Raw genomic sequence first — 25070 nt, forward strand, 5'->3', positions numbered from 1 at the left:
AGCTGGGTTCACGTCCTAAGCGCATAGGGCGCAGAGGGCTGTAGCGCCGCAAGCATGTAAAGTCGGTAATGTGACATTCATTGGTTTGCCTTTTTGAAGCGCCTAAATTGGTAAGCGAGGGACTCCGAAGCCAACTTGTGGTCCACGCTCTTCCCATCGAGTTTTCTGTACGCCGTTGCCTTCAGTTCCGATGAAACCACAATCAACCCGGATTTAGGGTTTATTGAGATCATGCCAGCGTCAAACAGCGAGTGAACATCTCTCCTTAGGATTAGGCTATTCTCTGGCACTTCAAAAGCTGGGTTGCCTGTGTGAGGAATGACGTGCGCCGCTTCCAGCACCGTTGGCAGCGTGAAGCCTGTCATGACGCAACGCCCATCATGGCGTAGCATCGCGGCTTCCCTGAATTTCTGTTGTTCAGGCCTCGCCTTGACTGTTGCTGTCTTCCGTTCTTGTTCTGCCGCCAATACGGCTTCGCGGTCATCGGAAAGCGCACGTTCCAAAGGAGTTAGGTGCTGAAGCTCTACGCTTGAAATCGCCTCTGACTTTCTTGAACCATAGCTCCGAATGAGTTCATCAACCTCGGCCTGTTCATCCGGTTTCATTGCCCAGGCTCTCGGACTGCGATCCTCATCTATGCGGTCAAGAACCGTTGAATTCCAGCCAATAGCTCCAAGACTTCGGAACCCAAATGGGTTCTTTAGCAGAGCCAGTTCAGCAAGTAGGATTTCCAGGACACCGTCCTGTAGATGAGCGTCTTTGGTTTTTGCAACGCCGGTCAAGCCGAGCCCTGATCCAAATGCTTCGTCCTCGTGAGCCCAGAGGTAAAGGATATCGCCAGAAACGACTTGGGGACCGGGGGACTTATCGGTCCAAGAGCTTGCTCGGGGGCTGTCCCAAGGCATGCTCAAGACCTGATCATCCCAGTCTCGCGGATCAACCGGTCGGGATACCCCACCAGGGCCATGGAGTTCTCCGTTAAACTTCAACAAAAAGGCATTCGAACTGGTGTCGCGAGCCTCAACTGGCTTTCGAAACGATGATCGCCAAATCTTCTGACCACCTGGCAAATCGTCTGCAACCGCGCGAAGTTCTTGAATTGAGCTCCAGTCAAATTGAAAGACGCTCTCTTGAGCGTCGGCAATGTCGACCGCTCCTATCGCCTCCCGAATGTAGTCAAGAGCGTCATCATCTGGATATCGGTGTCCTTTGCGAACAAGTATTGTTGTCAAAGGCGGCATTCGCTTGTCGTGAAAGTAATGCAGAACTGCGTACAGGTTTTTACCAAGCCCTCGCCCCGTTGGATGCGGCCACCCTATCGCGTCGGCTAGCTCTTGGTATGTTGTCCGTTGTTTTGCTTTGGCTTTCGAAGCAAGAAAACGAGTGATTTCAAACTGAAGGGCGTTCATAGTAATTGGTTAAATACGCAAATTCGGCAAACCATCGGCAGACAACACTCTGTCGTATTGTGCTTGCAGGTTCACCCAATAGGCCGGGGTCGTGTTGAGCACGCAGGCAAGGCGCAGCGCCGTTTCTGGCGTGATCCCGGTTGTGCCCTTGATCAACCGTTCGATCCGCGTCCGAGGCACGCCCAAACGCCGCGCAAACGCGATGGCCCCCATCTCCAAGGGATCGAGGTAAAGCTCTTTCAGGACTTCACCGGGGTGCATTGGGTCTTCAAGCAAACGCATCGCTAGACACTTCCTCAGCCACACCACTTCGCGGATCGACGCTCATTCCATCCTCGTAGATGAATTGCTTGGCCTCCTCGCGCACTTCCAGCGTCGCCCCGTCAATCGCGCCAACAGCAAGGCCTGCGTTCACCCGCCGGGCCGGTTTTCCAGCACTCAACCACTTTCCAGCATTGTCTACAGCGAAGCGCCCTTTGCGCGCTCCAGGGCCCTTGCCTCTAGCGGCATCCAAGATGACAACGGCGACCTCCTCCATCCGGAACAACCCGCCCTGGCTGGCCGGGGGCATCTTGCGCTTTTGCAGCGACTGGCGCGAGACATCCAATCGCTTTGCCACATCGGCCAAGCTGACGAGGTCAGGCCGCACTTCCCGCAAAACCGAGCCATCCGGCAATTGTTTTTGGATCGTCCGCGCCGCATCGAGGATCGCATCTTCAGCGCGATCACTCGCCGCTTCCAGCGCAACGCCAAGCATGCCAGGCACACCAGTGCCGACGATGGCATTTTCGAAGCCAGCCTCGAAGACCGCGTCCAACAGATCGAACGCTTCATGCTCACCCTCAGGGAGTGCAAAGACCAGTTCAAACTCGATTTCTGCCATATTATTCATCCCCTTGCAGGCCTTCGTTGGTGTCGTCGAGCTTCGTGCAACCAAGCGCCCGACTTCTCAGTTGCCGCGCAAAGCGGCCCGGATTCTGAGGCGTCGACCAGACACCCATCTGACAAAACTCACCGCACCGACAGTCTGGATCGTTGTTCGGGCATCGGATCAGGCCCCACGCATGGCCGCGCCCCGGACGTAGAGTGACTGTCCAACCCAAGGCTTCAAGCTCACGCAGAACAGCCTCAATCTCCTTGGACTTGTGCGACTTTCTGGACATTAAATAGGCCTCTTTCTTTAAGTTGTCAATTGACAACTTAAAGTCACTTCGAGTCTTCCCTGCTCTATGCCGCTCGCGGCATCTCTCGAGCCAGGACTTCAGCTTGCTTCACGACCTTCTTCACCGCCTCTGACTGCAAGTCAGGCGGGAAGCCGTGCTTGCGCAGGATGCGCTTGATAACAACACGCATCTTGGTGCGCACATTTTGCTTTCGCCACCAATCGACAGACGAGGTGCTCTGCACAGCGTTCACAAGCTCCTGCGCGATCACGCGCAGCTCTTCGTTACCCATGAGCTGCACTGCGCTGTCATTCTGCGCGAGAGCATCATAGAAGGCGACCTCTTCAGCGGATAGCCCATCTTCTGGCTGCGACTGAAGTTCCTTGGCCATCTCGATCATTTCTTGGATCACTTGGATCGCATCGATACTTCGGTTGTGATACCGCGCCATCGCATCTTGAAGACGTTTGGAAAACGCTTCGTTCTGGGCTTTGTTGGTTCGGGTCCGCGAGCTGATCTCACCGTTCAGCAGCTTCTTCAGAGCCTCAACAGCAAGGTTCTTATGGGGGTTATTTTGTAGTCCCATCAGGAAGTCCTCACTCAGCACGCTCAAGTCCGGAGCGTCCACGCCCGCAGCCTCGAGTATGTCAATCACTTCGGTCGAAGCGACAGCCCGATTGAGCAACTGAGCGATTGCAAGTTCTGCCTCCTCGGCCGTTCTGGCCTTACTCGACGAAGCATCCATTTTTCGTATTGCAGCTTGAACCGCGATGAAAAAACCAACTTCGTCTTTGACTTCCCGTGCTTCCGACGTTCCAGAAGCAATCCTGAATGCTTTAACCAAGCCCGCAACGGCGGTCATGAAACGTTTCTTTGAGCCTTGGCGATCCTTAGGCTCTTGCCCATCGATTTTGAGTGTCAACGCGTGTTCGATAGCCATGGGAAGTACGCGAATTCTGTCCACGGCGCTTCCCTTGACTGCGTCCATGTACGGAATGCCATGGAACATCGATCTCATGACGTCCAATTGCGTCAGCAACGCGTGGGCGGCCCCGCCTTGGTCTACGCCTGTCTGCTTCTGGTCCGCATTCGAATAGTGCTTGAGAGCCTTTTTAAGGTCTGCCGCAAGACCAATGTAGTCCACTACAAGCCCAGAAGGTTTGGCCCCAAACACGCGATTGATGCGCGTGATAGCCTGCATAAGGCCGTGCCCCTTCATCGGCTTGTCCACGTACAAGGTGTGCATACAAGGCGCATCGAATCCCGTTAGCCACATGTCTCGGACAATCACCAGCTTCAGGCCGTCGGAAGCATCGCGGTATCGGTTTCTCAAGTTTTCCAGCCGAGCCTTTGACCTAATGTGCGGCTGGAAGTCAGCGGGGTCTTGCGCGGCTCCGGTCATGACAATCTTTACTGCGCCTGCGCCATCCTCGTCTGAATGCCAATCAGGTCTCGCCGCAGCGATCCGCTTGTACACCTCAACGCAGATACGGCGTGACATACCGACAATCATTGCTTTGCCGCCGTCCATAGCCTCTAAACGTGCATCAAAATGATCCAAGATATCCGAAACAACTGCGTCGAGACGCTTCTCGGAGCCCACCAGCTTTTCGATTTGCGTCCACTTGGTCGTCATGGAGCCTTTGGTGTCTTCATCGAAAACGGCTCCATCCGCCTCGGCGTCTTCGATGATCTCGTCGAATTCTGCGTCGAGCAGATCGCCGGCTTCCTCGCTCATCTCGATTTTCGCAACCCTGCCTTCGTAGTAGATGGGTACGGTTGCCCCATCGGCGACAGCCTGGGCGATATCATAGATATCGATGTAGTCACCAAAGACCGCCTGAGTGTCCGCACCAACAAGAGAAATAGGTGTGCCAGTGAAGCCGACGTGAACAGCATTGGGCAAGGCAGTCCTCATATGATGCGCAAAGCCGTACTTGGTCTCACCAGTCTCCCGGTTCAGTTTTGCGTCAAAACCATACTGCGAACGGTGCGCCTCATCTGCAAAGACGATGACATTCGAGCGGTCGGTCAGCAGTCCGAAATCTGTGTGCCCTTTCTCCGGTCGAAACTTCTGTATCGTGGCAAAGATCACGCCCCCAACCTTGCGATCACCAAGCTTTTTCCGAAGATCTGGAACGTCCTCTGCCTGAACGGGCATTTCACCGAACAAGGCCGAGCATCGCGAAAACGTTGCAAACAGCTGATTGTCCAGATCGTTGCGGTCCGTGATGATAACCAAAGTCGGGTTTTCCAGCCTGGGGTCTCGCATCAAGCGGCCACCGAGAAAGGCCATTAGCAAGGACTTGCCGGAACCCTGCGTGTGCCACATCACGCCGCCACGCCCATCGTTCCCACGTGCGCGGGCGACTGCGGCAACGCCTTTGCGCACAGCATGAAACTGATGATAACCCGCGATCTTCTTGATGGGGCCTTTGCCCTCATCCTCAAAGACGGTGCAGAACCGCAGCATGTCCAGAATGACGACCGGTTCGAGAAGACCTTGTATAAGTGTCTGCAAAGCCAGGGCTGAGCCATTCTCGACCAGCGTGTCACCATCGACCGTGCGCCAACGCATAAAGCGATCATAATTTGCAGAGAGCGAGCCGAACCGCGCAGTGACACCTTCCGAGATCACGTTGAATGCGTTTGTCCTAAAGAGGTCCGGAACTTGCGTCTTGTAGGTTTCGATTTGGTTATAGGCCCCCTTGAGACTTCCGCTCTCGGTTCCTTTCAACTCGACCACGACGAGAGGAAGGCCATTGAGGAACAGGATGACGTCGGGACGCCGCGCTGTCTGACCGACCACCTCAAATTGATTGACCGCCAACCAATCGTTCTCGCGGTTTTCCCAATCGACGAGGCGCGCGATATCTGACCGCTCAGTACCGCTCTCGAACCAAGAGACAGGGACCCCGGCCACAAGCACCTCATGGATGCGCCAGTTTTCCGACATCAGGTCACCGGCAAATTCGGTGTCGCGCACCTTGTTCAGCGCGGCCCGGATCGCGTCATCCGGCAGGTCTGGATTCAGCCGCCGCAGGCTTTCATCAAGCCGTCCAAGGAGCAGCACCTCGCGGAAGCTATCCCGCGCGGGCGCTTCGTTCTCGGGCGACAGCTCAGAGCCATGCAGATAGGCAAAGCCCAAGCCCCGCAACTCTTCCAGCGCCCATTGTTCGAGATCGTCTTCGGAAGCGAAGGCCATCAGTCCACCTCCTCACCGAGCGACAGGTCAGGAATATTCAGACCATTCAGGCGTTCACCCAATACGCGTTCCAGCTTTTGGATATGCGAAGACAACCAGCTCGCCATATCTGGCCAGGCCTCGCGATTATATCCGTCAAAATCCTCCGAAAAAACGATGAGGCTCTGCTTCTTGTCGTCCATCCGACGCCAGATCAATTCCGCCCCGAACTCAGTCTCGATCTGCTGTTTTTGCTCATACAACTGATCGAACAGCCACTTGTTCTCCGCAGCATTCGCTCGCTCAAAGCTCAACTGAACCCGCGCTTCTTTGCGCAGGAAAACTAGCTGAAATGGGCAGGACCGAACGCCAGAACCTGCACTCAACCAATGGCTTCTCGTGGGACTGATGCTTCCGAACAGCTCCGCGCCATCCGCCCGCAACTGATCCAGCGCAACCTCCCAGAAATCCAGCCGCAGCTTGTGGCGCTTCTTCTGGGTGTCCTGAACCGCCTTTTCCTCGTTTTCCTTGCTCGACATCCCGATCATGAAATCTGCCGCTTCCGGCGTCGGGATGATCTGCTGGATGTCCACCATCAACTCGTCGCCAAAGGAAAACGGCGTCACCTTGAAGCATTGCGCGCGGATGCCCCGGCTCAACAGCCACAGCACCGTCGCCGTCACCTCGCGCCGGAAGTTGGCAGCGATGAATATCATCCGCTGATCGTTGCCGGGATTGAGGACGGTCTCCTCCAGCTCCTCAACTTCCATAAACTCGCAAATGCGCACCGCCGCGTTGCCACCGCCTTCGTAGCGGTCGAGGTATTGCTGGTAGATGTCCACGATCTGCGTCTTGGTTAGGCCCGAGACATAGGCCGTGTATTTCAGCGCTTGCCAAGTCACGTCCCGCCCGCTGTCATCGAGCTTGTTCTCGATCACAACCAGATTGCCGTCCTTGTCGAGCGCCAACAGGTCCAGCCGTTCGCGCGTCGCGTCAAAGCCGTCGAATTCTTTCTGGATGATCAACAGATCTTCGCCGAGCGCGTCGGGCTGGTTGGCCAGCCATTCCTGCAAATGGTCCCGCTCGCGCAGGTTCAGATCGGCAAAGCGCTTCTGGACAAGCCTGGACAATCGGTTTTGGTTCAAATCAACGCGGAACATCTATCACCTCTGAAATCGGAAAAGTCTAAAATTGCGACACCGGCAAGGTCACGCTCAATGATGTACAGAGACATGAAATCACGCTCCCTGATACGCTCGAAAACATCGCGCCTGTCCTGCGGCATAGAACGCTCCGCTTCGCCAAGATCGATGCCCAAGGCCGATTTTGCAGCACATTTGCCAGAACTGGTGACCAGGCGATGCCACGGCTTCATATGCTTCTTGAGTTTGCTCAGAACATTGGACTTTTCTGCCTCAACCTTCTTGGCGCAGGCGACAGAGCACCCCCAATAGCTTCGCCCGCGAAAAGGATATTCGCCGCCGCCGTGCAGCAACTTGGAGTTAGAGCCGTGATCGTGGTTGAAGAAGACATAAAGCGGGATGCAAGTCCGTGCATTGGCAATCAATTTGCCGGATTGGCCCGATGCCGGATCAAGGCCGCCATAGTCCGATCCTTTGCTGGAATGGTAGAGCCGCTTGGCCTGAACACGCAAACCCAGATCGCACCAAGGGGTGCGAACGATCCATTCCCAATCCGCCCCGTTGATGCCTTCCTCCGTCTTGTTGAACATGGTCACGGTCAGCCCGTGCTTGGCTTGGTCGCGGGCCATGCGCAGCAACAGCATTTCGGTGAGAGTCTCTTCCTGAAGGGCCAAACCACGTTTGAAAGCATGGCCTTGCTCGTTCCAAACCCAAGCCGCTCGCCTGCGAAGATAGTCACGGAGAGTGATCGACGCAGTCATCACCAAACCTCGAACCGATCCATGGATCGTTTGCTCGCCGCCTCTGTCACAACCTCCCGCACGACCGCGCAGATGTCGTCGTCGCTGCGGGCGGGCATGTGGGCTTGATCTTCGCTGACGCCGCAGCTGATCAGGACGGCTTCAGAATGGGGAAGTTCGGAGACGGTTCCAGCAATCATTCCGTCGAGGGTTTCTTCCGCAGCCCAGGATAGCATGCCGGTGTCGCTGTCGTGCTTCTCCTGATACCAGCACCATTCGTCCCAGACGGTTTTGAGGCCTTGGGCCTCTCCATCGAAAATTCCCGAGGCGTCGAGACGTTGCAGGCGGATGATGACGCGTTTGGCGAGCGCTTCGATGCGTTCTGCGGCGAAGCGTTGGATGGGATCGAAATAGTCCACCTCGGGGTCCGCCTCGGCCATCAGGAACGGGACGGAGACATCGTAGGGTTTCGGTGCGCTCATAGAACCGCCTCCACTTCCGCCTCTGCGGCTTTGACGCGCAGGGTGCCGGTCATGAGGCGGGGCAGCAGGGTGTCGCGGAGGGTGGCGAGGGTTTGGTTTTCTCTCCCGTGTATTAGTATCTTTTCCAAGAACGCCCCAACTTCCAATTCGAAAGCATCCAAGACTTGGCGCTTGGGCTGGACTAAGTCCAATCCATCGAAGGTTTTCCGAGTTATCGTTGAAAAAACAGAGCCGTGTGCCATCGACTGCAATTGCTCGACGGCTCGCATTGAAGAAAAGTACACAAAGGCCGGAAAGTCACCGTGCTTTCCGCGCAAACCGTAGCAAGACTGGTTAAAGACCATTTCCTCGCTTGCCACTGCTAATTTCCCAACGGTTCCGCGAGCGCTAATGATCGTAGTTCCCTTCGGTACTTTTTTGGCAGAGCACTTCTCGAAACCACGCTTGGTTATCGCTTTCTCCGTTTTATGGACGAAGACTTGACCATCCGAAGGGGCGTCAACAACTGAGTACCATGGTATGCTGCCGCCCCAGAACTCCTGCACTGAGGTTTTCGGTGTTCCACCACTGATCAAGTCAAATAGATTGCTGAAACTGTCGATAGCCCACCCCTCCGGCAGGCCGTTCTCGCTGAAACGGTCGGGGAAGAGGGCGGCGATGGTTGGGTCCATGTGGGCGGGGGGGCGGTTTTGGGATTTGGCGTGGACGGGGTCGAACGTGACGAACCACGAGCGATAGAGCGCCCGCGCCATCTCTTCCAGACAGGCCGCCGCCTTCCGGTTCGCCTCGATCTTGTCATCCAGCGCCCCCAACACCCCCGCAATCTCGCGTTGTTCGGGGAGCGGCGGCAGTGGGAGCGAAATACGCTTAATTATGCCAGCATTCAGGTTGGGCATCGTAGCGCCAATTGCCTGCTCTCTGATCCATTCAACAGTTTCCGATGAGAGCAAGAACCACGCAAAATAGTCAGGGTCCAAGACCTCCTTATCATGAATTCGCGCAAGAATCGCACCTGTACCGCAAATGAAATCCTCTTCGCCAAGCCGTACACGCGCGGTTCTGCCGGTAGCCTGAGCGCCCCGACGAGCAAACAAGACATCACCGAATTTGAGGCGATGTCGTGCAAGTTCATCTGCCTTTTCGGGTGAAATCTTTGGAAGAACGCTATGATCCAACCGGCCACCTTGAATGCCTTCGGTCGGCACGACAGGAACCCCCTGTTCGACATAATCATAAGAGTGCAATTGCGAGCCAAAAGGTCCAGTTTGCAGAGATACAACTTTTCGATCAACTAGTTCGCCTAGGTCGACTGTGACGCTCACACCAAGCCCCCCAACCGCGCCTCGATCTCGGCCTCCAGCCGTCGGCCTTCCTCGAAATGCCCCAGCAACTCGGTGCGCAGCCGCGCGAATTTCTCGTCGAAAGGCTCGTCGTCCTCCTCCACCGCGCCAGCGCCCACATAGCGGCCCGGGGTCAGCACGTAATTGTGCTTGGCGATCTCCGCGACCTTGACGCTTGCACAGAACCCCGCCTCGTCGGCATAGGGCGCGTCCGTCTCCTCCCCCCGCCAGGCGTGGTAGGTGGTGGCGATCTTGGCGATCTCCTCCTCTGACAGTTCCTTTTGCTTGCGCGACCCTGCGATCAGCGCGCCCATCTTGCGGGCGTCGATGAACAACACCTCGCCCCGCCGGTCGCGCAGCGTGCCGCCCGCCGCCGTGCCGTTGGATTTGTCCTTGGCCAGAAACCACAGGCAGGCAGGGATTTGTGTGCCAAAGAACAACTGCCCCGGCAGCGCCACCATGCAATCCACCGCGTCCTGTTCGACCATCGCTTTGCGAATGTCGCCCTCACCCGATTGCATGGACGACATCGACCCATTGGCCATGACCACCCCGCCAATGCCGTTGGCGGACAGGTGGTGGTGGATATGGGACATCCAGGCAAAGTTCGCATTGCCGTTCGGCGGCGCGCCAAAGCGCCAGCGCTGATCCTCGCGCAGCGCCTCGCCGTTCCAATCCGATATGTTGAAGGGCGGGTTGGCGAGGATGAAGTCGAACCGCTCATCCGGGAAGGCGTTGCGGGTCAGCGTGCCCTCCTGGTTCCAGCGCAGATCGCCAAAGATGCCCCGGATCGCAAGGTTCATGCGGGCGAGGCGAAAGGTGGTGTGGTTGCGTTCCTGCCCATAGACCGCGATGTCATCGACCCGGCCCTGATGCGCGGCGATGAATTTCTCGGACTGGACGAAGAAGCCCCCGGTACCGCAACAGGGATCATAGACGCGGCCATGGGTCGGTTCCATCATCTCAACCATGATCGAAACGATAGATTTGGGTGTGTAGAACTCCCCGCCGCGCTTGCCCTCGGACGAGGCGAATTCCCCGATGAAGTATTCGTAGATGCGCCCGATCAGGTCGAAGTCGGATTTGGTGCCGTGCAGTTCAAGGTTGGTGAACATCTCGATCAGGCCCGTGACGATGGCGCGGTCCAGGTTGGCGCGGCCAAAGACCTTGGGCAGCGCGTCCTGCAGCGAGGGGTTCGATTTCTCGATCTCGCGCATGGCGTCGTCCACCTGCACGCCGATGTCGTTTGCCTTGGCATTGGCGGCGAGCCGGTCCCAGCGGGCCTTTTCAGGCACCCAGAAGATGTTTTCGGCCTCGTATTCTTCGGGGTCTTCGAGGTCGATGTATTCATCCTTGGCGAATTCGGCCCGCTTCGCTTCGAACGCGGCAGAGACATAGCGGAGGAAGAGAAGGCCCAGGGCGACATGTTTGTATTCGCCCGCGTCCATCGCCCCGCGCATTTTGTCAGCGGCGGCGAAGAGGGTCTTTTCAATGCGTTCTGCCATTCGAAACTCTTTCTACTCGGTATGAAATTGGGTCGTCAGTTGGACATCAGGCGGTCAAATCTGCGGCTGGCGAAATGCAGTGTGAGGACTGAGCCAGTGAGTATGGGCACAAGAAGGCCGAAAAATGCCATGGCGAGGATGCCTGCACCGGATATCCACGTAAAGTCATAGGGTTGACCCGCGAAGGTCAGCCTAAGAAAGCCGATCAGATAGAGCGCGTTAGTCGCCAGCAGGACCATATGGAGCGGCTCCAGTGGTTCGACGATGTTGCGGCGCGCGCGTTCCAGCGCAGCGCGGCGAAGTTTCTTCCATTTGTTGCTTGGTTTTTTCATTTACTTACTCCCTCACGAGTTCGATCCAAGTGTGAACGTCATCATCTGTTACTTCCCTCCCCTCGACATGCGACTGGTACCAACGCGCGACGATTGCCCCACGCTTTTCACTTTTAATCCTGATGTTCTCCGCGTTGAGGTGCTGATCAAGTGAAGTCTCGATCTCCTTCAGAGCATTGAAATCGTGCCCTGCGCGTATCGCCTTGGTGCCCAATAATAGCCAAGGCACATCGACATCGAATTTCTCACCGAACGCCACCAAAGCTTCCACCGGAATGCCGCGCTGGCCCTTCTCGTAGCTGTGATAAGCCCTTGGCGAGACACCGAGCGCTTCAGCCATCGCAGCTTGAGACAACCCTGCTTCGTTGCGCGCGATGGTTAAACGCGCACCCATCGAAGCAAACAGTTCAGCGTCTTTCCGCGCCATTCGCAGTTTCCATTTGACGAGATCGTATTTTTTCGCGAACATTGCAAAAAATGACGAACTATTCCGGTTATTCCCATCTGACCACGTCAAATGGTGCTTAACAAGCGATTCCATGCGGCGTGCAGCTTCAACTCAAGTGGACAAGGACGACTGAAATGGCAGAGACCGACAAATCAGATAGCTCGCAAATCCTGGGGCATGGGAAGACACCCGCTCAATGGGTTGATGTCATGTCGGGCATGGGCATCGACATTTCAGAACGGACTTTGCGCGAGAGGGCAAACGAGACAGGTGCCTTCTATCGCCTTGGGCGGACCATGCTGATCACGCCCGCGCAGATCGACAAGATATTTGAAGGAGGCCAGGCATGCCGCTCCAAATCTACAAGAGGGGTCGCTTCTTCTGGGCTAAGGGCTGGGTCGAGTACAACGGCAGGCCAATCGCAGGCCCATACCGGCGAAGCACTAAGGCATCTACAGAAGCAGGCGCACGGGACTGGATAAATCGCGAGACCGAGCTGCAGATACGTCGCCATGTCGTCGGCGATGAACCGAGCAAAACGTTCTCTGATGCGATCATGCTCTACAGCGCCTCCCCCAAGACTGCGAAGCAGTTGATCCCGATTGTCGAAGAGATTGGCGACATGCCATTGGGTGCCATATCTGGTGCGCTCTTGAAGGGTCTTGGGCCGAAACTGAAGCCGAAGGCGTCCACCGACACTTGGTGGCGCGAGATCGTGACGCCCGCGAGTGCGGTCATCAACAACGCGCACGAGCTGGAAGGTACGCCGCTCATTCGAGTGAAGCCATACGACAAATTCGAGCGTATTGCCCAGGACAAGCGCCGGGGAAAGATCAGCCGCGTGGAACGCAAGCCCGCTGACAAGGAATGGATCGAGGCGTTCTGCGGGGCCGCTGACCCATACAACGCCGCTTTGGTCCGGTTCATGTTCGAGACGGCGGCGCGGATCGATCAGGCTGTTTCGATTGAGCCTGACGATCTGCAGGCCTCTGAGAACAAGGTCAGGGTGAAGGCGCAGAAGGGTCATCCGGAAAGCTGGATCACGGTATCGCCGCAGATGATGGACGAGTTGTTGGCCTTGCCGCCCAAGCGGCCAAAGAACCGCAAGACTGGCAAGTTCATGAAGCCCCGCGTGTTCGGCTACGGCAGCTCCACTGGCTACAACACGCGCTGGAAGACGATCTGCAAGAGTGCGGGCATCCCATATCTCTCAGCACACCCTGCAGGACGGCATGGCTTCTTCACTGAATTGGTCGTGCGCCAAGGCGTCGATCCTGTCACTGCAGCCAAGGCTGGCCGCTGGTCAGACCCGAATTTGCCCATGCGCATTTACGCCCATGCAGAGACAGATGAGGCCGATGTCAGGGCCCGTTTTCGCACAAACCATGTACAGGAAGACGCTGTACAATCACCCAAACATCGAAAACCAAAGAAGGAATAACGCTATGAACGGTTCCCTCCTAAGGGGCAGGTTGCAGGTTCGAATCCTGCCGGGGTCGCCATTCTAATATTTCCAAGATATTTTTCCTTTCATTACTTTGGGTTGTGGGGGTGTGTCCCGCTTTCGGGTAGGCGTGTCCCATTTTAGGCAACCCCCACCAATAGTTTCACCATGCGTTCACGATCCGCCGCACGGGTGTAGCGTTCCACTTCTGACAGGCTCATGTGGCCTGCCATCGCCGCAATCTGGTGCGTGGTTGCGTCATTCTCTGCCCAGTAAATGCAGAAGGCTTTGCGCAAACCGTGAAGGCGGGATTCTATTCCGGCATCACGCGCTGCATCGCCAAATGCGTTGCCAAGGCTTGCCGCTTTGAAGGGCTTGCCTTGTTCTGTCAGAATGAAAGACGGCGCAATATCGGGAGTGCGGTCGATCACTGCCCGCAACTCAGCAGTCAGCGGCACACGCGCTTTGACCTTGCTTTTCTGGCGCTCGTAAATCAGCAGATCGCTTTTGATATTCTTGCGGCCGAGCCTGGCAAGGTCAGATCGCGCCGCCCCAGTATAGAGGCCCAGATCGAAGATAAGACGTTCACGGGTGCCAATGGGCCACCGTTTTTGAAACGCTGCAATGTCCTCTGCATCAGCCACCGGAAAGCCTTCGGTTTTTGGCTTGTCCAGTTCGATCCCAACTAACGGGTTTTTGGGAATGAGGCCCAAGCGGCGCAGGTGTTCAAAGACAGGCTTAAGCGCCTTGTATTCGTTCACCGCGCCATGCCCACCTTTTGCGTAAAGGGCGCGTTCTATGGCTTCACCAGTGATCGTTTTGACCGGACGCGCACCTTGGGCCTTGCGATAGCGCTTGAAGATCGCAGAGCGGGCCTTACGGGTGCCATCTGAATACTTTGCCCACTTGTCGTTTCCTGAGGTGTAAAGGTCCAGTGCCCACGCGAACGTACCAGCATCGGGCGTATCTGTGTTAGGCGGCATGTCCTGCCAGCGGGCGTGTTCAGCCGCCCATGCCGCCAACACCTTGGGGTCAGTAGGGTGGCGCCCGTGCACGCCCAGAGAGCGCTCCACATTACCACGGCGATAGGTATGAAACCAACGGCCACGGCGTTGCTTAGAGCGTAGGTAGGGCAGTTTTTTCATTCCGCAGCACCTGAGAACGGCTTCCCTTCCCATTCGCCGGCTGCAGAATTTTCTTCGGGATATTCGAAAGATACCCCATCGGGTCCAATCGCCTTAATACGAACGCCAGGGCAGAGTTCCTTAGCAGCGGAAAATGCTTGTTCGATTTGCTTGGGCGTCGGCATAGAGGGTGCAAGTGGTTTACCCATCTTCACCCCCTTCGAAGGCTGGGCGATTACCCAGCTCGGTCATGTTGAGCGGAGAAAGGTACTCTTCGCCGCCATCGATGTTGGGAAGGTTCTCCATTTGGCGGATCTCGTTAGGTGACAGCCACCCCCACTCTCGGCCTACGCGGTAAGCCTCGTAGCGGGCCTTCATGTCGCCCCTCATTAGCCCAGCTAGATCATGCTCGATAAACAGTGTTCTGCGGCTCTGCGGCGTCAACAGGGCCGCATTCAGAGATTGTTCAACCCTCTTTGCCATAGGGGCAAGGCATCGCACCACCAGCGCGCGGCTCTCGCCATCAACATTGGAATATGTTGCATTGTCTGTAATGCCGACCACAGTCGGCGGAACGCTGAATATCCGCGCAATATCCATATTGGTCAGCTTGCGGCTTTCTAGAAATTCGGCGTCCTTGGAAGATAGCGACAACGGTTTGTAATCAATGCCACCGTCTAAAACCAAGAGGCCGGATGTTTCGACCTGGCCCTCGATCCGGTCGCGCAGTTTGTCCAGCGCGGACTCCTTCTTGTCCCCGGAAAGAGGGTTTGGGAAGACAAGTGCGCCTTCTGTGCGGAATGAACGGCCCGCCTGCTTGCAGGCTTGATCTTGTTGTGTCAGCGCCAATGAGAAAGTCTCACGTGCAAGCTGGATCGGCGAAACTCCCATGACGCCATCGGGGCCAATACGATAGCGCAGATGCAGGATTTCGTCTTGAAGCAATACGCTGCGCTGTCCGCGCGTGTTTGTGGCAGTATACCGCAACCGCCCGCTATCGAGGCGTTCGACGGTCATTTCTAACGGGTGGATCGGGTAAAGAGCTGTCACCTGCCCCCGACCGTTCGTGTCGATCCGCGCATAGGCATTTCCTGCGGTCAGAAGCGATACGATCAGAAATTCGCGACCTTCAAAGGCCGTGAGTTGCGGGTTCATCATGTCGTGAAGTGCGCCGTAGAGGGGTTGCGAAGTTGCCCTGGTGCGCCCGCTGTCTTCGCCACGCTGATACAGGTTTAGAGGCATTGCAGCCAAATTCTGACTGATAACCGAAATGCAGGCTTGGGCCACGGCAAGGCCGGATGCGCGGTTGGGGTCAACAAATGCAGCGCCTGTCGCGCGGTGGCCCAGAAACTCGGCCAATGCCGGGTCAGACGTAGTGATTGTGCTGCGCTGTTCACGGCCAAAAATGCGGTTGAGAAAGCTCATGCGTCCAACTCCAACAGCTTCAGGGTCAGTGAGGCATGATCGATGCCGACAATTCTGGTCGTTCTAGCTCGCGCCTGCACCACCGTATCGGGGTAGGCGGGGAACGCTGCGACAACGCTGATTTCGTAGAGTTCAACCGTGCGAAGTTCACGACGATTGCCGGATATTTGGTCATCAACGGCGCTGAATCCAAAAGACATGCCGCCCAGATCCCCGCGCTCGGCCAAGGCCAACACATCGCGACCCGCCTGAGTGTCAGGCAGATCAAGGTCGAAGGCCAAACCGCGGCTATCTTCACTCAGGCGCAACGTACGGGATTTTGTGCGGGCCAGTACGCGAGACGGATCGTGGTCCACCAGTGCCAGAATATCGGTGCGTGTCGCCAGGGTGGCCTTAAAGGCACCAGGAGCTATCGTTTCGACCAGATCATCCCCTATTTCGGCCTCTGCGCCGAAGAGAGCGGCGTAGCCTTCCAGCCGCCGCCCCTTTGTGCGCAGCTCAGCCGCACGAAACCGTTTTTCGATGGTCATAGGTTTACCTCCCGGTAGGGTGCAATGAGGCGGTCGACACCAATCGGGGTGAACCTGATTCCTTCTTCTGCCGTGGCCTCTTTATGCGCAAAAAAATGCGCGGCGAGCATCAGCGTGGCCTGTTTGACCGCTGGCGGAAGGGGTTCAGCCTCCATATCGACGTCGATCGACGCCAGATGGTCGATCGCTGCTTCAAGGCATTGCAACAAATCATCGTTGAAATAGGTTTCCCCATCTTCGACACGTACCTGTTTCCGCAATTCCGCCAGCGTCACCATCAGTCGATTTCCGCGAAGCGGAACCCTTCAGCGTGGCGCACGAGTACATCAGTGTCGAGGAATGCATGAAGGATTGCACCCCCCTTGCTGGCAACGTCCGAATGATAAGGGTTCATCATTAGATCTACACCGGACCAGTAGCCGATGTAGAGGCTGGCCCACTCGCCATAGATAAGGGCGTTTTTGTCGTTTGAAACGCCCAGATCGCCGGGCACCTGCGTCGAGCTTTCGGCCCGCTCGCTGTGAAATAGTTCTGACAGCGGGATCACGTGTCCGTCGCTGTCCTTTGTCTTACGGGCGGCGTTCATCACTGCTGGGTTGGTGAGAAAACCAGTTGTGCCTGTCACGTTGTCGGTTTCCAGCGCCGCAATGAGGTCTGCAGTAATATCGCTGTCAAAGACACCGCCCGGCAAGCTCAGCACGTCTTCATCGGCAAGAATGCCTATCGGCTCATTCGCACCGCCCCCCCGAATGCCCGCGCTGTCAAGCTTCTGCGCGAGCAGATATGCCAGATCGGCTCGGAGGATAGGCTCGAGCGCCTGGTTGCTTTGCAAGAGCATCCGGCGGGAGAGCTCATATTCCGCGCTGACCGTTTTGGGCCCCATTGCCTTTTTTGCAAGGGTCGTATCAGAGCGGGTTGCGTCGGTATGCTCCGCACCCCAGCCCGCGCTACCGGAAGCGGAAAGGCGGGGCAGCTCCAAGTTCCCAGTCAAGTTGCGCAGGATCGTTGCGCCCATCTCTTCAACACGAAGCGCTGCGCGGCGGCGGTCTGTCATGGCCGCAAGGTCAGTAGCGACCATGTTACCGCCGGTCCCGCCGACGGTGAGGGCCCGGGTTTCGCCGCCGAGGATGATCTCGGTAGGAACCATCACGCCGCGCACCTCGGCGCGGTCCTTTGCGAGCTCTTGATGCCATTCGGCTTCGCAGCCGGTCAGCACGCCGCTGCGGCTCTCCGCGACAGCTTTGGACAATGAATAACGCGCAAGGCTGCGGCGCTCTTCGCCACTAGCAACAGTTTCGCCGCCTGCTTCGAGCCGTTCAAACTCCGCAAGCTTCTCAGCGTCTGTCAGGCGATTGTTGAGGCCTCGAACCTCGCCTTCGAGTGTGTCGAAGCGCTTGCGCTCCTCGCCGGACAGGTCGCGATTTTCGCCTTGGGCCTTGTCGCGGATAGCGGTCATTTCTGCGATTTTTGCGCTCCGCTGCTCTTTAATTTCCTTGATAGTCATCTGGTAGGTTCCTTCTAAGGGAAAATGCCGCCTCACGGCGGGGTTGGGTCCATCAGGCCGGATCATCCGGCACGGGGCTACTGCGCTTCACAGCGGGTTGTTCGGTTGTGGCCCCGGCTTTGGACATGGCGTCCCTGACCTTGGTCATGACGTCTTGAATTATGACACCAGCTCCGACAGAGACGTGCGTCAATTGAAGAAGCGCTTTCGTGGCCTTCGGTTTTCGTCTTGGACCAAAGCCGAATTTCAACTGCATTTTTTCGGTCCAGTAGTAGCCGCCCCAGCTGACTTCGCTGCCGCTAATGGTGGCCAAAACGACGAAGTTTTCCATGGGAACCGGAAGGACCGAAAATCCATCCCAATCTGGTGCAGAACGGTGTTCTTCGGCTCGTTCGATATAGGTTTCGAGGAACCAAAGAACCGCATCGGCGAGTGTGTTTGCAGCAGCAGGCGAAACCCCTATGTCATTCACCAAGTCTACAACCGTTGAGACGCGGATTATGTCCGCTGGACTGAAAAGCCACCGTCCAACGCGGTGCTTCTGTCCAACATTGATGACGCCGCGCTTCAACCAGTTGCGAAAGGTGAATGGATCCACACCAGAGAACGAAACAAGCTCGTCCGTGCTAAAAGAGCGTTCGTGGATAAGCTTCGTAAGCTCTCGGGGCGACAAATTCATCATGGGTCAAATGACTAACGCTGTATCTGATGACCGTCAAGAGATTTGCACCTAAGCCTGCTCACCTTCTCGCTTCAACTACTCCGGGCTTCCCAAAAGCCCTACCGACAAAGCTCAATCATCCGGCCAATTTCATGGACCATCGCGTCAGCGACGCCAACCAGGGCGTCTCGATGCTGTTGCGGGGCGTGATCTTCAAAACTGTGCATCACAGCCATGTCAAGGGCATGACTCAGATTGCGAAGGTGGAATACGTGGTCCTCCATCTGGCAGAGGGTTTCGTCTGGCGTGCTAAATTTTTTCGATTCATGTTGGGTCATATCGACACTCTCACAGTTTAGGCTTTCTACGGCCAATACCAGCGGCGGGCTGGCGCCGGGGTGGTAGAAACCTCCTGTGAGAGAGGCGCGACGTTTTTCCCAAAGGGTCTTGCATGGCGTCGCCACCCCGACATATGATGTCGAAGTGCGATACGCCGCCAAGCGCCATCGCCTTTTGACCGCTCCACGCGCCAACGTGGGAAAACCTTGTCCAGGTGTTGCGGTCGATCACAGTCCGGGTTTCTACGCCCAGCTCCACCCTTACCCAAAAAGAGGCTACTTTCAAGTGCTCCGAAGACAGCGGAGCGGGCGGGGCCGATGAGAAACTATATTTTGTAGGACAGAAAATGCAGAAAAGTGATCGCCACGCAAAAAATAGCCCAGCATTGCAGCACGAGGCGGGGGATAGAGCTTTCGTATTTGCCCAGCAGCTCTCCGAATTTTTGGTAGAGCATCCCTTTGTGCAGGCCGCTCCCCATCTGAAGCATGAAGCTGAAGAAATAGAGCGCCGGCTCGCTGATTTGTACCAAAGAATCTGGACAACTGAGATTTAAGATTAAACCGATCCGCTCCACCTTTCTCGTTTGTGGAAAATAATCTGATGGGCGAGCCACTTTGCAAATGGCCCGCCCTGCCGTTTCAACCCCTGCTATGGAAGACAAGGGCGCGACTGCCGGGGTTTACCCACTCGCCGGCGAACGGAGATGCTGCGCGCTGATGGACAACGCAGGGTGCATCTAACCCTACTCCATGAGCTCCGCGAGACAGGCAGGCATCGCTTCTTCTTCCTCGCGGTCGATTGCGGCTAGCGCCATCGCCAGCGCCACCATCCCATCGATCCGACCGCTGGACTTGTTCTTGGCCAGCTTCCTGTTGCCTGCGTTATCCATCTCGACAACCGAATTCGACGCGCAGTAAGTGAGCAGCGGATTTTCGGCATGCCGCAACTTCGCCTCAGCAACCATCCGTTCCAGCTTGTCGACCGCCGGAGCCATTTCCCGAAAACTCTGGGCGAAGGGTTCCAATGGAATATTGCTGCCCATGCGTGCAAGCTCGCGCTTAAGGTCCTGGATACGCCATTTGTCATAGGCAATGCGCTGCACGTTGTAGGTGTCGCAAGCCTCCGCGATTGCTTCTGCGACATATCCGGGATCTACGACGGAACCGGGAATGAGGCGCAGAAAGCCTTGCTTTGCCCAAATATCGTAGGGAACGCGGTCGAGTTCAGATTTTTCCCGAATGCCATTCTCAGGCAGGAAGAATTGGGGCAAGACGTCCACGGACCCTAGCCCATCAGGAAAAACCATTACAAAGGCAGTGAGATCGCGCGACTGCGACAGATCTAGGCCACCGTAGCAGGTCCGGCCGACCAGTGATTCGAAATCAACCGCACCACCGTTCGCGTCCCATTCGGCTTTTGCGAGAAAACGCACGTGCGCATCGACGCGCTGATTTAGGATCAGGTTTCGGAAACCTTGTTCCGCTGCGGGCATTCGCTTCGCCTGGGCCGCTTGCCGCTGCACATCATCAAGTGATCGGAAGTCGCCCAGGGCCGGGTTCGCCTTCAGCCACGTCGCCTCGGACCATGGATCATCGTCCATATCGGCCCCATAGAACGTCAGGTGAAAGCTGGGATCTTCAACCTCACCTGCATTGATTTTTTTGCCGTAGTCGATTAGCTCGGACATGACTGCGTGATCGCTCGCAGCTTGGGTGCTTATCACGCACAATAGCGGATTATCGCGCGCGCCCATCGCAGTATCGAGCGCTTCGTAAAGGTCGCGCTTTGGAGCGGTGCCCAATTCGTCGTAGATCGTGAAGCTGGGCGAAAGACCCTGCTTGGTGCTGGCATCGGCAGACAGCGCAGCGAAGATCGAGCCTTTGCCTTGGCCGCTCAAAACCTCAATCCGCTTGCTGAATTTGACCACGTTGCAGCGGGCGTCGAGTTCGGGATGTTCGTCTAGAATTGCGACCATCTCCGCGAAGGTTTTGCCCGATTGCGTTTTGTCGTTCGCGGCTGCGTAGACCTCGCCTCGGCTCTCCGCTTCTGGGCCCAGCAGGTGGCAAAGCCCAAGGCCGGCGACAAGCTGCGTCTTGCCGTTTTTTCGGGCCATCGACAGCACTGCGGTGCGTACGGGGCGGCGTCCGGTTTCGTCTTCTCCATAGACCGCCTCAAGGAAGTTCCATTGCCAATCGCGCAACACTAGCTTTGAGCCGGCCAGCGAACCTTGCGTAATCGGTAGATCTTCGAGGAAAGCGCCGACCCTTTCGACCCGGGACAGGTCGGGTTCCTCCCAGGGCAAAACGCTGCGCAGCGCCGAAACTTCGTGCTGGGCGAAGCCGAAAGCACCTTGCTCACTGACAACAGATAACTTCGGCTTGGCACCCTTTCCACGCTGACCCATTAGGTAAGTATCCTTGCCATATTATGACTTGAAGACAGACCCGAATCGGTTCCAGAATGTCCAAAATCAATTTTAGGTCCGGTTTGAATCCTAATTAAGTATCTCCCACTATACAGACAGGGTCTGGAGCTGCTCTCCGCTGGTGGTCGGGCATACCCCCACTTCGAAATAGGTATCATGTGCTGACCTTCCACCACGTATCAGAGGGATCGACAGGGTTGCCATCGACGTTACAGCCCTTGAACCGACGCCCGGTTGAGTTGACGTGATCGCGGTCTACGTTCGCCGTCTTCTCACTGTGGCATGGCCCGCAGAGAGACATCAGGCCGTCAAGGGACGGGAAGGGATCTCCACCTTTGCGAATGGGGGTTATGTGATCGACAGTGTTGGCTTCGGTCGCAAAGCCTCGCATTTCACAGATGATGCAAACAGGTGAGGAGGCGAGCTTAGCAAGCCGGAGCTTCTGCCATTGCGTGGTGCAGTAAGGCCAACGCGCCATCAGTTCGCTTCCCCAGCCAAGCGCTGTAGCTCGAAAGCAATCTCGCTCTTTTCCTCATGGAAGCGGTGAGGATCGCGGTGATCTGGTCGTAGCCATTGAACCCGCTGTGCCAGTTCGGCCAATACATCACCGGGCTGCCTCTTCTGTTGCCCTGTTGGCTTACTGTGCTGCATGGCGGCTGGCCTCCCCATCGATCAGATCGGCAAAGAAAAAGATTGCCTGTGCAGTTGCTTCGGGCGTGGTTGGGGGTTTGATAGATGGCAGCCAAAAATAGATCGCACCCGTCTTCTCAGCAATCTGAACCAACGGAAGCTCAATGAGCTTGGGTAGACCTTGGTTGCTTAGCCATTCACCCCAATCGTTTAGGGCATCCCATTTGTCCTTTGGGATCGCTCTAGGCCCTTCGGTCGCGTTGCCTTCGAATCGAGTTTCCATGTGCGGATCGAGGGCAGAGGGCCGCTTGGTCGGTATCTGCCGCCTCCTTTGTTCTAAAGATTGTTCTTCCTTATAATGCGAGGGGGCGATTTCTCCCCCCTTTTGCTGTAAATCCTCCCCCCTTTTTTCCGCTTGCGCGGGATGATTTACCCCCCCTTGTTTTGCACGAAACGCTATGATTTTTCTTGGTGTGAGCAGCCGAAGTCTGGGCGCTTTCCCCCGCCCGCCGTCACCTATAGCCATGAGCCATCCGGCATTCCGAAGCTCACGCATCGCGCGCTTGATTGTGTCGCGGTGCAGCTTGAGGTAGTCGGCAAGCGTTTCTTGAGACGGGTTTATCTGGCCCGTTTCAGCGTTCGCAAATTGGATGGCAAGAGCAGCAGCGATGGTCTTTGCAGCGCCGGAGAGGCCTTCAACCTGAAGGACCGCCTTGGCCCACTCAAAGCGATTAAGTGTTTTCTCACCCATGGCGCACCGCCAGGCTTGCACCAAGTGCAATTTTGGGAGTATGGTGGCGCGAAAGCTCAGTCGCTTTTTCATGCAGTTTGACCTCGGATGCGCCCGCCAGCGCTCCGGGGTTTTTCTTTGGATGTTCGGTCAGACTGTGTCCCAGTCGTTCACCTAACAGATTGAACCGCTGCGTAGCGCAAAGATGCTCTGTGTCCCAATAGGTTGATTGATTTAGCTGTATAATTCCACTTTTTTGGCAGTTCTGCCGGGGTCGCCATTATTATTCGCCCTCTTGGGGTTCAGATAGCTGCGGAATGTGCTTCTGTTTGTGGGCTTGCGCAGAGGTCTATTCGGCTGGCGATGATGCGGGCGAGGGGGTGGAAGGGCGGACGCAGGTGCAGGCGCTCGGGGGATGTTGCGAATCCGTCCGGCAGGAAGGTCAGCAGACCGCGGGCGGTTTCTGCGATTGTGTCGGCCATGTCGGGGTGCGTGCGCAGAAGTTTTTCCTTGTCGAAGACGAACCGGCACATGAGATCGGAGATAATGTCGGACACCAACGTGTCATGCGCGGACATGGTGTAGCCCTTGCGCCCCGCCAATCCGCCCGCATGGATAAGGGATTGATAGGCTGAGGTCGCGGGTGCGTTCTGGCTGTATCCTTCGCGGAAATATGAGATCGCGGAGGCGCCGAGGCCGATCAGTGTGGGGCTGTCATCATCGGTGTAGCCTTGAAAGTTCCGCCTCAGGGTGCCCGCCTGCGCGGCTCGGGCCAAGCTGTCGGTGGAGCGGGCGAAGTGATCGATCCCGACGGGGAGATAGCCCGCGGTTTCGAAATGGTCGCGCGCGATTTCGGACAGGATGAAACGCGCGTCGGGGGAGGGCAGATCCTCGTCCTTGATCATCACCTGCCGCTTCGACATCCATGGTACATGCGCGTAGCCGTAAATCGCCAGCCGGTCCGGCTGCAGATCGCGCACCCGGTCTAGTGTCGCGCGAAAGGTTGCCTCCGTCTGGCGTGGCAATCCGTAAAGCAGATCGATGTTGAGACTGCGAACCCCATCGCCGCGCAGCCTGTCGATGACGTCGCGCGTCTGGGCGGGGCTTTGGCGTCTGCCGATGGCCTCTTGCACGGCAGCTTCGAAATCCTGCACGCCGACGCTTGCACGCTGCAGCCCGTAACTCGCCAGGATATCGAGAGTGTCGGGGTCCGCTTCGGTCGGGTCGACCTCTACCGAGAATTCGAAGCGGTCGGATTGTGCAAAGGCATCAAAGAGGGCGGCCAGCAAGCGGTCCATCGTATGCGCGGTCAGGATCGTGGGCGTGCCGCCCCCCAGATGCAGCCGCCGCATGCGAATACCCGGTGCGAGGCGGGACCGAACGCGCCTGATCTCGGCCAGCAGCGTTTCGATATAGGCGTCTATCGGCGCGCTGGTCTGGGTGCCTTGGGTCCGACAGGCGCAGAACCAGCAAAGCCGTTTGCAGAAAGGGATGTGGACATAAACAGATATTTCGTCGCTGTTTGGGACCGCGTGCAGCCACTTTTCCTGCCGCGCGGCGCCAACGCCGGGAAGGAAGTGGTTGGCGGGGGGATAGCTGGTGTAGCGGGGGACTTTCGCGTCAAAAAGTCCGTAGCGTCGAAGGTGGTCGATTTGTTCCATGAGGTCGTTTATGCTGAGCCCAACGCAAACCCTCCTTGATCCAGATCAAAAAAATGAACATTGAAATATCCGCACCGGTGAAGTGCAGTGCCTGTCCAATTCGCCACCGTGCTGTTTGCGCGCGGTGTGATAACGCCGAACTGGTGGCCCTAGACTGCATCAAGAGTTATCGCAGCTTCAAAGCGGGGGATGCGATCTTGTGGCGGGGCGAGCCGCTGAACTTTGTGGCGTCGGTGGTCGAAGGTGTGGCGGCACTTTCCAAAACGCTCGAGGACGGGCGCACACAGATGGTGGGTCTCTTGCTGCCGTCCGATTTTATCGGGCGCCCGGGGCGCAGCGAAATCGAATTCGACGTCACGGCGACGACAGACGTCACATTGTGCTGCTTCGAGCATCGTCCTTTCGAGAAAATGGTGATCGAGACGCCCCACCTGTCGCAGCGGCTGATGGAGCTTGCTCTGGATGAACTGGATGCGGCGCGCGACTGGATGTTGTTGCTGGGCCGCAAGACGGCGCGTGAAAAGATCGCAACCTTTATAGAGATGCTGGTGCGTCGGTCGCGCGTGGCAGAACTGGGGGCCGATGCGCAGATTCCGATGCATCTGACCCGTGAGCAGATCGCGAATTACCTTGGCCTCACGCTGGAAACCGTCAGCCGGCAGTTCAATGCGCTCAAGAAAGACGGGATCATCGGATTTTCTGACCGCCGGCATTTCCAGGTGACAAACCTTGCCGCTTTGCACGACGCGACAGGCGACGATGCCGATGGGGGCATGATTACGTAAAGCGCCCCGGATCAGCGCAAAGTTGATCCAGATCAAAGCCGCTGTGCGCAGCTCTTTCTAGAAGGAG

At 56.8% G+C, this 25070-nt stretch carries 26 protein-coding genes; 4 read left to right on the plus strand and 22 right to left on the minus strand.

Translation table 11 applies throughout. The annotated features are described in order from the left end of the window. Positions 1 to 77: 77 nt before the first annotated feature. From K3756_RS01065 to K3756_RS01115, 11 genes are all read right to left on the minus strand, one after another. The gene (locus K3756_RS01065) at positions 78 to 1409 is read right to left on the minus strand and encodes an HNH endonuclease (protein ID WP_259990054.1); all 1332 of its coding nucleotides are present in this window, start codon (positions 1407 to 1409) and stop codon (positions 78 to 80) included. 9 nt (positions 1410 to 1418) lie between these two features. Then, positions 1419 to 1691, minus strand: coding sequence for a HigA family addiction module antitoxin (locus K3756_RS01070; protein ID WP_259990056.1), 273 nt, complete (start codon positions 1689 to 1691; stop codon positions 1419 to 1421). Then, on the minus strand, positions 1678 to 2292 hold the full coding sequence (locus K3756_RS01075; RefSeq protein WP_259990057.1) for a hypothetical protein: 615 nt from the start codon (positions 2290 to 2292) through the stop codon (positions 1678 to 1680). The genes K3756_RS01070 and K3756_RS01075 overlap by 14 nt, the downstream gene beginning before the upstream one ends. Positions 2293 to 2636: 344 nt before the next feature. Further along, positions 2637 to 5777, minus strand: a complete 3141-nt coding sequence (locus K3756_RS01080; protein ID WP_259990059.1) for a type I restriction endonuclease subunit R — start codon at positions 5775 to 5777, stop codon at positions 2637 to 2639. After that, positions 5777 to 6916, minus strand: a complete 1140-nt coding sequence (locus K3756_RS01085; RefSeq protein ID WP_259990061.1) for a DUF4268 domain-containing protein — start codon at positions 6914 to 6916, stop codon at positions 5777 to 5779. Before K3756_RS01085 ends, K3756_RS01080 begins: the two co-directional genes overlap by 1 nt. Continuing rightward, complete coding sequence (locus tag K3756_RS01090; protein ID WP_259990063.1) at positions 6898 to 7659, minus strand: DUF6615 family protein; 762 nt, start codon at positions 7657 to 7659, stop codon at positions 6898 to 6900. Before K3756_RS01090 ends, K3756_RS01085 begins: the two co-directional genes overlap by 19 nt. Next, the gene (locus tag K3756_RS01095; protein WP_259990065.1) at positions 7659 to 8120 is read right to left on the minus strand and encodes a hypothetical protein; all 462 of its coding nucleotides are present in this window, start codon (positions 8118 to 8120) and stop codon (positions 7659 to 7661) included. The genes K3756_RS01090 and K3756_RS01095 overlap by 1 nt, the downstream gene beginning before the upstream one ends. After that, the gene (locus K3756_RS01100; protein WP_259990067.1) at positions 8117 to 9442 is read right to left on the minus strand and encodes a restriction endonuclease subunit S; all 1326 of its coding nucleotides are present in this window, start codon (positions 9440 to 9442) and stop codon (positions 8117 to 8119) included. The genes K3756_RS01095 and K3756_RS01100 overlap by 4 nt, the downstream gene beginning before the upstream one ends. Beyond that, on the minus strand, positions 9439 to 10965 hold the full coding sequence (locus K3756_RS01105; protein WP_259990070.1) for a class I SAM-dependent DNA methyltransferase: 1527 nt from the start codon (positions 10963 to 10965) through the stop codon (positions 9439 to 9441). Before K3756_RS01105 ends, K3756_RS01100 begins: the two co-directional genes overlap by 4 nt. A gap of 35 nt (positions 10966 to 11000) precedes the next feature. Further along, positions 11001 to 11297 (minus strand): hypothetical protein, encoded by a 297-nt coding sequence (locus tag K3756_RS01110; RefSeq protein ID WP_259990072.1) that lies wholly within the window; start codon positions 11295 to 11297, stop codon positions 11001 to 11003. A 4-nt stretch (positions 11298 to 11301) separates the two neighbouring features. Then, a complete protein-coding gene (locus K3756_RS01115; RefSeq protein WP_259990074.1) occupies positions 11302 to 11838 on the minus strand; it encodes a helix-turn-helix domain-containing protein in 537 nt (178 codons plus the stop codon). A gap of 253 nt (positions 11839 to 12091) precedes the next feature. On the opposite strand from K3756_RS01115, the gene K3756_RS01120 reads away from it, so the two are divergent. Beyond that, positions 12092 to 13186, plus strand: a complete 1095-nt coding sequence (locus K3756_RS01120) for a tyrosine-type recombinase/integrase (protein ID WP_259990076.1) — start codon at positions 12092 to 12094, stop codon at positions 13184 to 13186. 143 nt (positions 13187 to 13329) lie between these two features. On the opposite strand, the gene K3756_RS01125 is transcribed toward K3756_RS01120, so the two are convergent. The 7 genes from K3756_RS01125 to K3756_RS01155 are packed head-to-tail and all read right to left on the minus strand — an operon-like array spanning position 13330 to position 18454. Further along, entirely contained in the window at positions 13330 to 14334 is a 1005-nt protein-coding gene (locus K3756_RS01125; RefSeq protein ID WP_259990078.1) for a tyrosine-type recombinase/integrase, read from the minus strand. After that, positions 14331 to 14522: a hypothetical protein gene (locus tag K3756_RS01130; RefSeq protein WP_259990080.1), complete on the minus strand. Its 192-nt coding sequence runs from the start codon at positions 14520 to 14522 to the stop codon at positions 14331 to 14333. Before K3756_RS01130 ends, K3756_RS01125 begins: the two co-directional genes overlap by 4 nt. After that, positions 14515 to 15738: a phage portal protein gene (locus K3756_RS01135; RefSeq protein WP_259990082.1), complete on the minus strand. Its 1224-nt coding sequence runs from the start codon at positions 15736 to 15738 to the stop codon at positions 14515 to 14517. Before K3756_RS01135 ends, K3756_RS01130 begins: the two co-directional genes overlap by 8 nt. After that, complete coding sequence (locus K3756_RS01140; RefSeq protein ID WP_259990084.1) at positions 15735 to 16268, minus strand: HK97 family phage prohead protease; 534 nt, start codon at positions 16266 to 16268, stop codon at positions 15735 to 15737. Before K3756_RS01140 ends, K3756_RS01135 begins: the two co-directional genes overlap by 4 nt. Continuing rightward, entirely contained in the window at positions 16265 to 16546 is a 282-nt protein-coding gene (locus tag K3756_RS01145) for a head-tail connector protein (RefSeq protein WP_259990086.1), read from the minus strand. Before K3756_RS01145 ends, K3756_RS01140 begins: the two co-directional genes overlap by 4 nt. Further along, on the minus strand, positions 16546 to 17772 hold the full coding sequence (locus tag K3756_RS01150; RefSeq protein WP_259990087.1) for a phage major capsid protein: 1227 nt from the start codon (positions 17770 to 17772) through the stop codon (positions 16546 to 16548). Before K3756_RS01150 ends, K3756_RS01145 begins: the two co-directional genes overlap by 1 nt. 52 nt (positions 17773 to 17824) lie before the next feature. Next, positions 17825 to 18454: a MerR family transcriptional regulator gene (locus K3756_RS01155; protein ID WP_259990089.1), complete on the minus strand. Its 630-nt coding sequence runs from the start codon at positions 18452 to 18454 to the stop codon at positions 17825 to 17827. A gap of 26 nt (positions 18455 to 18480) precedes the next feature. Between K3756_RS01155 and K3756_RS01160 the strand changes: the two genes are divergently transcribed. Together K3756_RS01160 and K3756_RS01165 are read left to right on the plus strand one after the other, a co-directional pair. Next, on the plus strand, positions 18481 to 18792 hold the full coding sequence (locus K3756_RS01160; RefSeq protein ID WP_259990091.1) for a hypothetical protein: 312 nt from the start codon (positions 18481 to 18483) through the stop codon (positions 18790 to 18792). A gap of 326 nt (positions 18793 to 19118) precedes the next feature. Then, entirely contained in the window at positions 19119 to 19325 is a 207-nt protein-coding gene (locus K3756_RS01165) for a hypothetical protein (RefSeq protein ID WP_259990093.1), read from the plus strand. Positions 19326 to 19514: 189 nt separating this feature from the next. Here K3756_RS01165 and K3756_RS01170 read toward each other — a convergent pair whose 3' ends face one another. The 4 genes from K3756_RS01170 to hemN all read right to left on the minus strand — a co-directional run bounded on the left by K3756_RS01170 (position 19515) and on the right by hemN (position 24218). Continuing rightward, the gene (locus K3756_RS01170; protein WP_259990094.1) at positions 19515 to 21176 is read right to left on the minus strand and encodes a terminase large subunit; all 1662 of its coding nucleotides are present in this window, start codon (positions 21174 to 21176) and stop codon (positions 19515 to 19517) included. A 175-nt stretch (positions 21177 to 21351) separates the two neighbouring features. After that, a complete protein-coding gene (locus K3756_RS01175) occupies positions 21352 to 21675 on the minus strand; it encodes an HNH endonuclease signature motif containing protein (RefSeq protein ID WP_259990096.1) in 324 nt (107 codons plus the stop codon). Between the two features lie 159 nt (positions 21676 to 21834). Beyond that, positions 21835 to 22650, minus strand: coding sequence for a helix-turn-helix domain-containing protein (locus tag K3756_RS01180; RefSeq protein ID WP_259990097.1), 816 nt, complete (start codon positions 22648 to 22650; stop codon positions 21835 to 21837). Positions 22651 to 22859: 209 nt separating this feature from the next. Continuing rightward, positions 22860 to 24218 carry an oxygen-independent coproporphyrinogen III oxidase gene (hemN, locus tag K3756_RS01185; RefSeq protein ID WP_259990098.1) on the minus strand — a complete coding sequence of 453 codons (1359 nt, stop codon included), beginning with the start codon at positions 24216 to 24218 and terminating at the stop codon, positions 22860 to 22862. Positions 24219 to 24271: 53 nt separating this feature from the next. On the opposite strand from hemN, the gene fnrL reads away from it, so the two are divergent. Further along, the gene (fnrL, locus tag K3756_RS01190; protein WP_259990100.1) at positions 24272 to 25003 is read left to right on the plus strand and encodes a transcriptional regulator FnrL; all 732 of its coding nucleotides are present in this window, start codon (positions 24272 to 24274) and stop codon (positions 25001 to 25003) included. Positions 25004 to 25070: the final 67 nt, after the last annotated feature.

This window comes from Sulfitobacter sp. S190, from assembly GCF_025141935.1.
Taxonomy (GTDB): Bacteria; Pseudomonadota; Alphaproteobacteria; order Rhodobacterales; family Rhodobacteraceae; genus Sulfitobacter.

Bases quoted from the DNA above. Each gene is read 5' to 3' on its own strand.
- K3756_RS01065 (WP_259990054.1), bottom strand. From the start codon at position 1,409: ATGAACGCCCTTCAGTTTGAAATCACTCGTTTTCTTGCTTCGAAAGCC.
- K3756_RS01070 (WP_259990056.1), bottom strand. From the start codon at position 1,691: ATGCGTTTGCTTGAAGACCCAATGCACCCCGGTGAAGTCCTGAAAGAG.
- K3756_RS01075 (WP_259990057.1), bottom strand. From the start codon at position 2,292: ATGGCAGAAATCGAGTTTGAACTGGTCTTTGCACTCCCTGAGGGTGAG.
- K3756_RS01080 (WP_259990059.1), bottom strand. From the start codon at position 5,777: ATGGCCTTCGCTTCCGAAGACGATCTCGAACAATGGGCGCTGGAAGAG.
- K3756_RS01085 (WP_259990061.1), bottom strand. From the start codon at position 6,916: ATGTTCCGCGTTGATTTGAACCAAAACCGATTGTCCAGGCTTGTCCAG.
- K3756_RS01090 (WP_259990063.1), bottom strand. From the start codon at position 7,659: ATGACTGCGTCGATCACTCTCCGTGACTATCTTCGCAGGCGAGCGGCT.
- K3756_RS01095 (WP_259990065.1), bottom strand. From the start codon at position 8,120: ATGAGCGCACCGAAACCCTACGATGTCTCCGTCCCGTTCCTGATGGCC.
- K3756_RS01105 (WP_259990070.1), bottom strand. From the start codon at position 10,965: ATGGCAGAACGCATTGAAAAGACCCTCTTCGCCGCCGCTGACAAAATG.
- K3756_RS01110 (WP_259990072.1), bottom strand. From the start codon at position 11,297: ATGAAAAAACCAAGCAACAAATGGAAGAAACTTCGCCGCGCTGCGCTG.
- K3756_RS01115 (WP_259990074.1), bottom strand. From the start codon at position 11,838: ATGGAATCGCTTGTTAAGCACCATTTGACGTGGTCAGATGGGAATAAC.
- K3756_RS01120 (WP_259990076.1), top strand. From the start codon at position 12,092: ATGCCGCTCCAAATCTACAAGAGGGGTCGCTTCTTCTGGGCTAAGGGC.
- K3756_RS01125 (WP_259990078.1), bottom strand. From the start codon at position 14,334: ATGAAAAAACTGCCCTACCTACGCTCTAAGCAACGCCGTGGCCGTTGG.
- K3756_RS01130 (WP_259990080.1), bottom strand. From the start codon at position 14,522: ATGGGTAAACCACTTGCACCCTCTATGCCGACGCCCAAGCAAATCGAA.
- K3756_RS01135 (WP_259990082.1), bottom strand. From the start codon at position 15,738: ATGAGCTTTCTCAACCGCATTTTTGGCCGTGAACAGCGCAGCACAATC.
- K3756_RS01140 (WP_259990084.1), bottom strand. From the start codon at position 16,268: ATGACCATCGAAAAACGGTTTCGTGCGGCTGAGCTGCGCACAAAGGGG.
- K3756_RS01145 (WP_259990086.1), bottom strand. From the start codon at position 16,546: ATGGTGACGCTGGCGGAATTGCGGAAACAGGTACGTGTCGAAGATGGG.
- K3756_RS01150 (WP_259990087.1), bottom strand. From the start codon at position 17,772: ATGACTATCAAGGAAATTAAAGAGCAGCGGAGCGCAAAAATCGCAGAA.
- K3756_RS01155 (WP_259990089.1), bottom strand. From the start codon at position 18,454: ATGATGAATTTGTCGCCCCGAGAGCTTACGAAGCTTATCCACGAACGC.
- K3756_RS01160 (WP_259990091.1), top strand. From the start codon at position 18,481: ATGACCGTCAAGAGATTTGCACCTAAGCCTGCTCACCTTCTCGCTTCA.
- K3756_RS01165 (WP_259990093.1), top strand. From the start codon at position 19,119: ATGCAGAAAAGTGATCGCCACGCAAAAAATAGCCCAGCATTGCAGCAC.
- K3756_RS01170 (WP_259990094.1), bottom strand. From the start codon at position 21,176: ATGGGTCAGCGTGGAAAGGGTGCCAAGCCGAAGTTATCTGTTGTCAGT.
- K3756_RS01175 (WP_259990096.1), bottom strand. From the start codon at position 21,675: ATGGCGCGTTGGCCTTACTGCACCACGCAATGGCAGAAGCTCCGGCTT.
- K3756_RS01180 (WP_259990097.1), bottom strand. From the start codon at position 22,650: ATGAAAAAGCGACTGAGCTTTCGCGCCACCATACTCCCAAAATTGCAC.
- hemN (WP_259990098.1), bottom strand. From the start codon at position 24,218: ATGGAACAAATCGACCACCTTCGACGCTACGGACTTTTTGACGCGAAA.
- fnrL (WP_259990100.1), top strand. From the start codon at position 24,272: ATGAACATTGAAATATCCGCACCGGTGAAGTGCAGTGCCTGTCCAATT.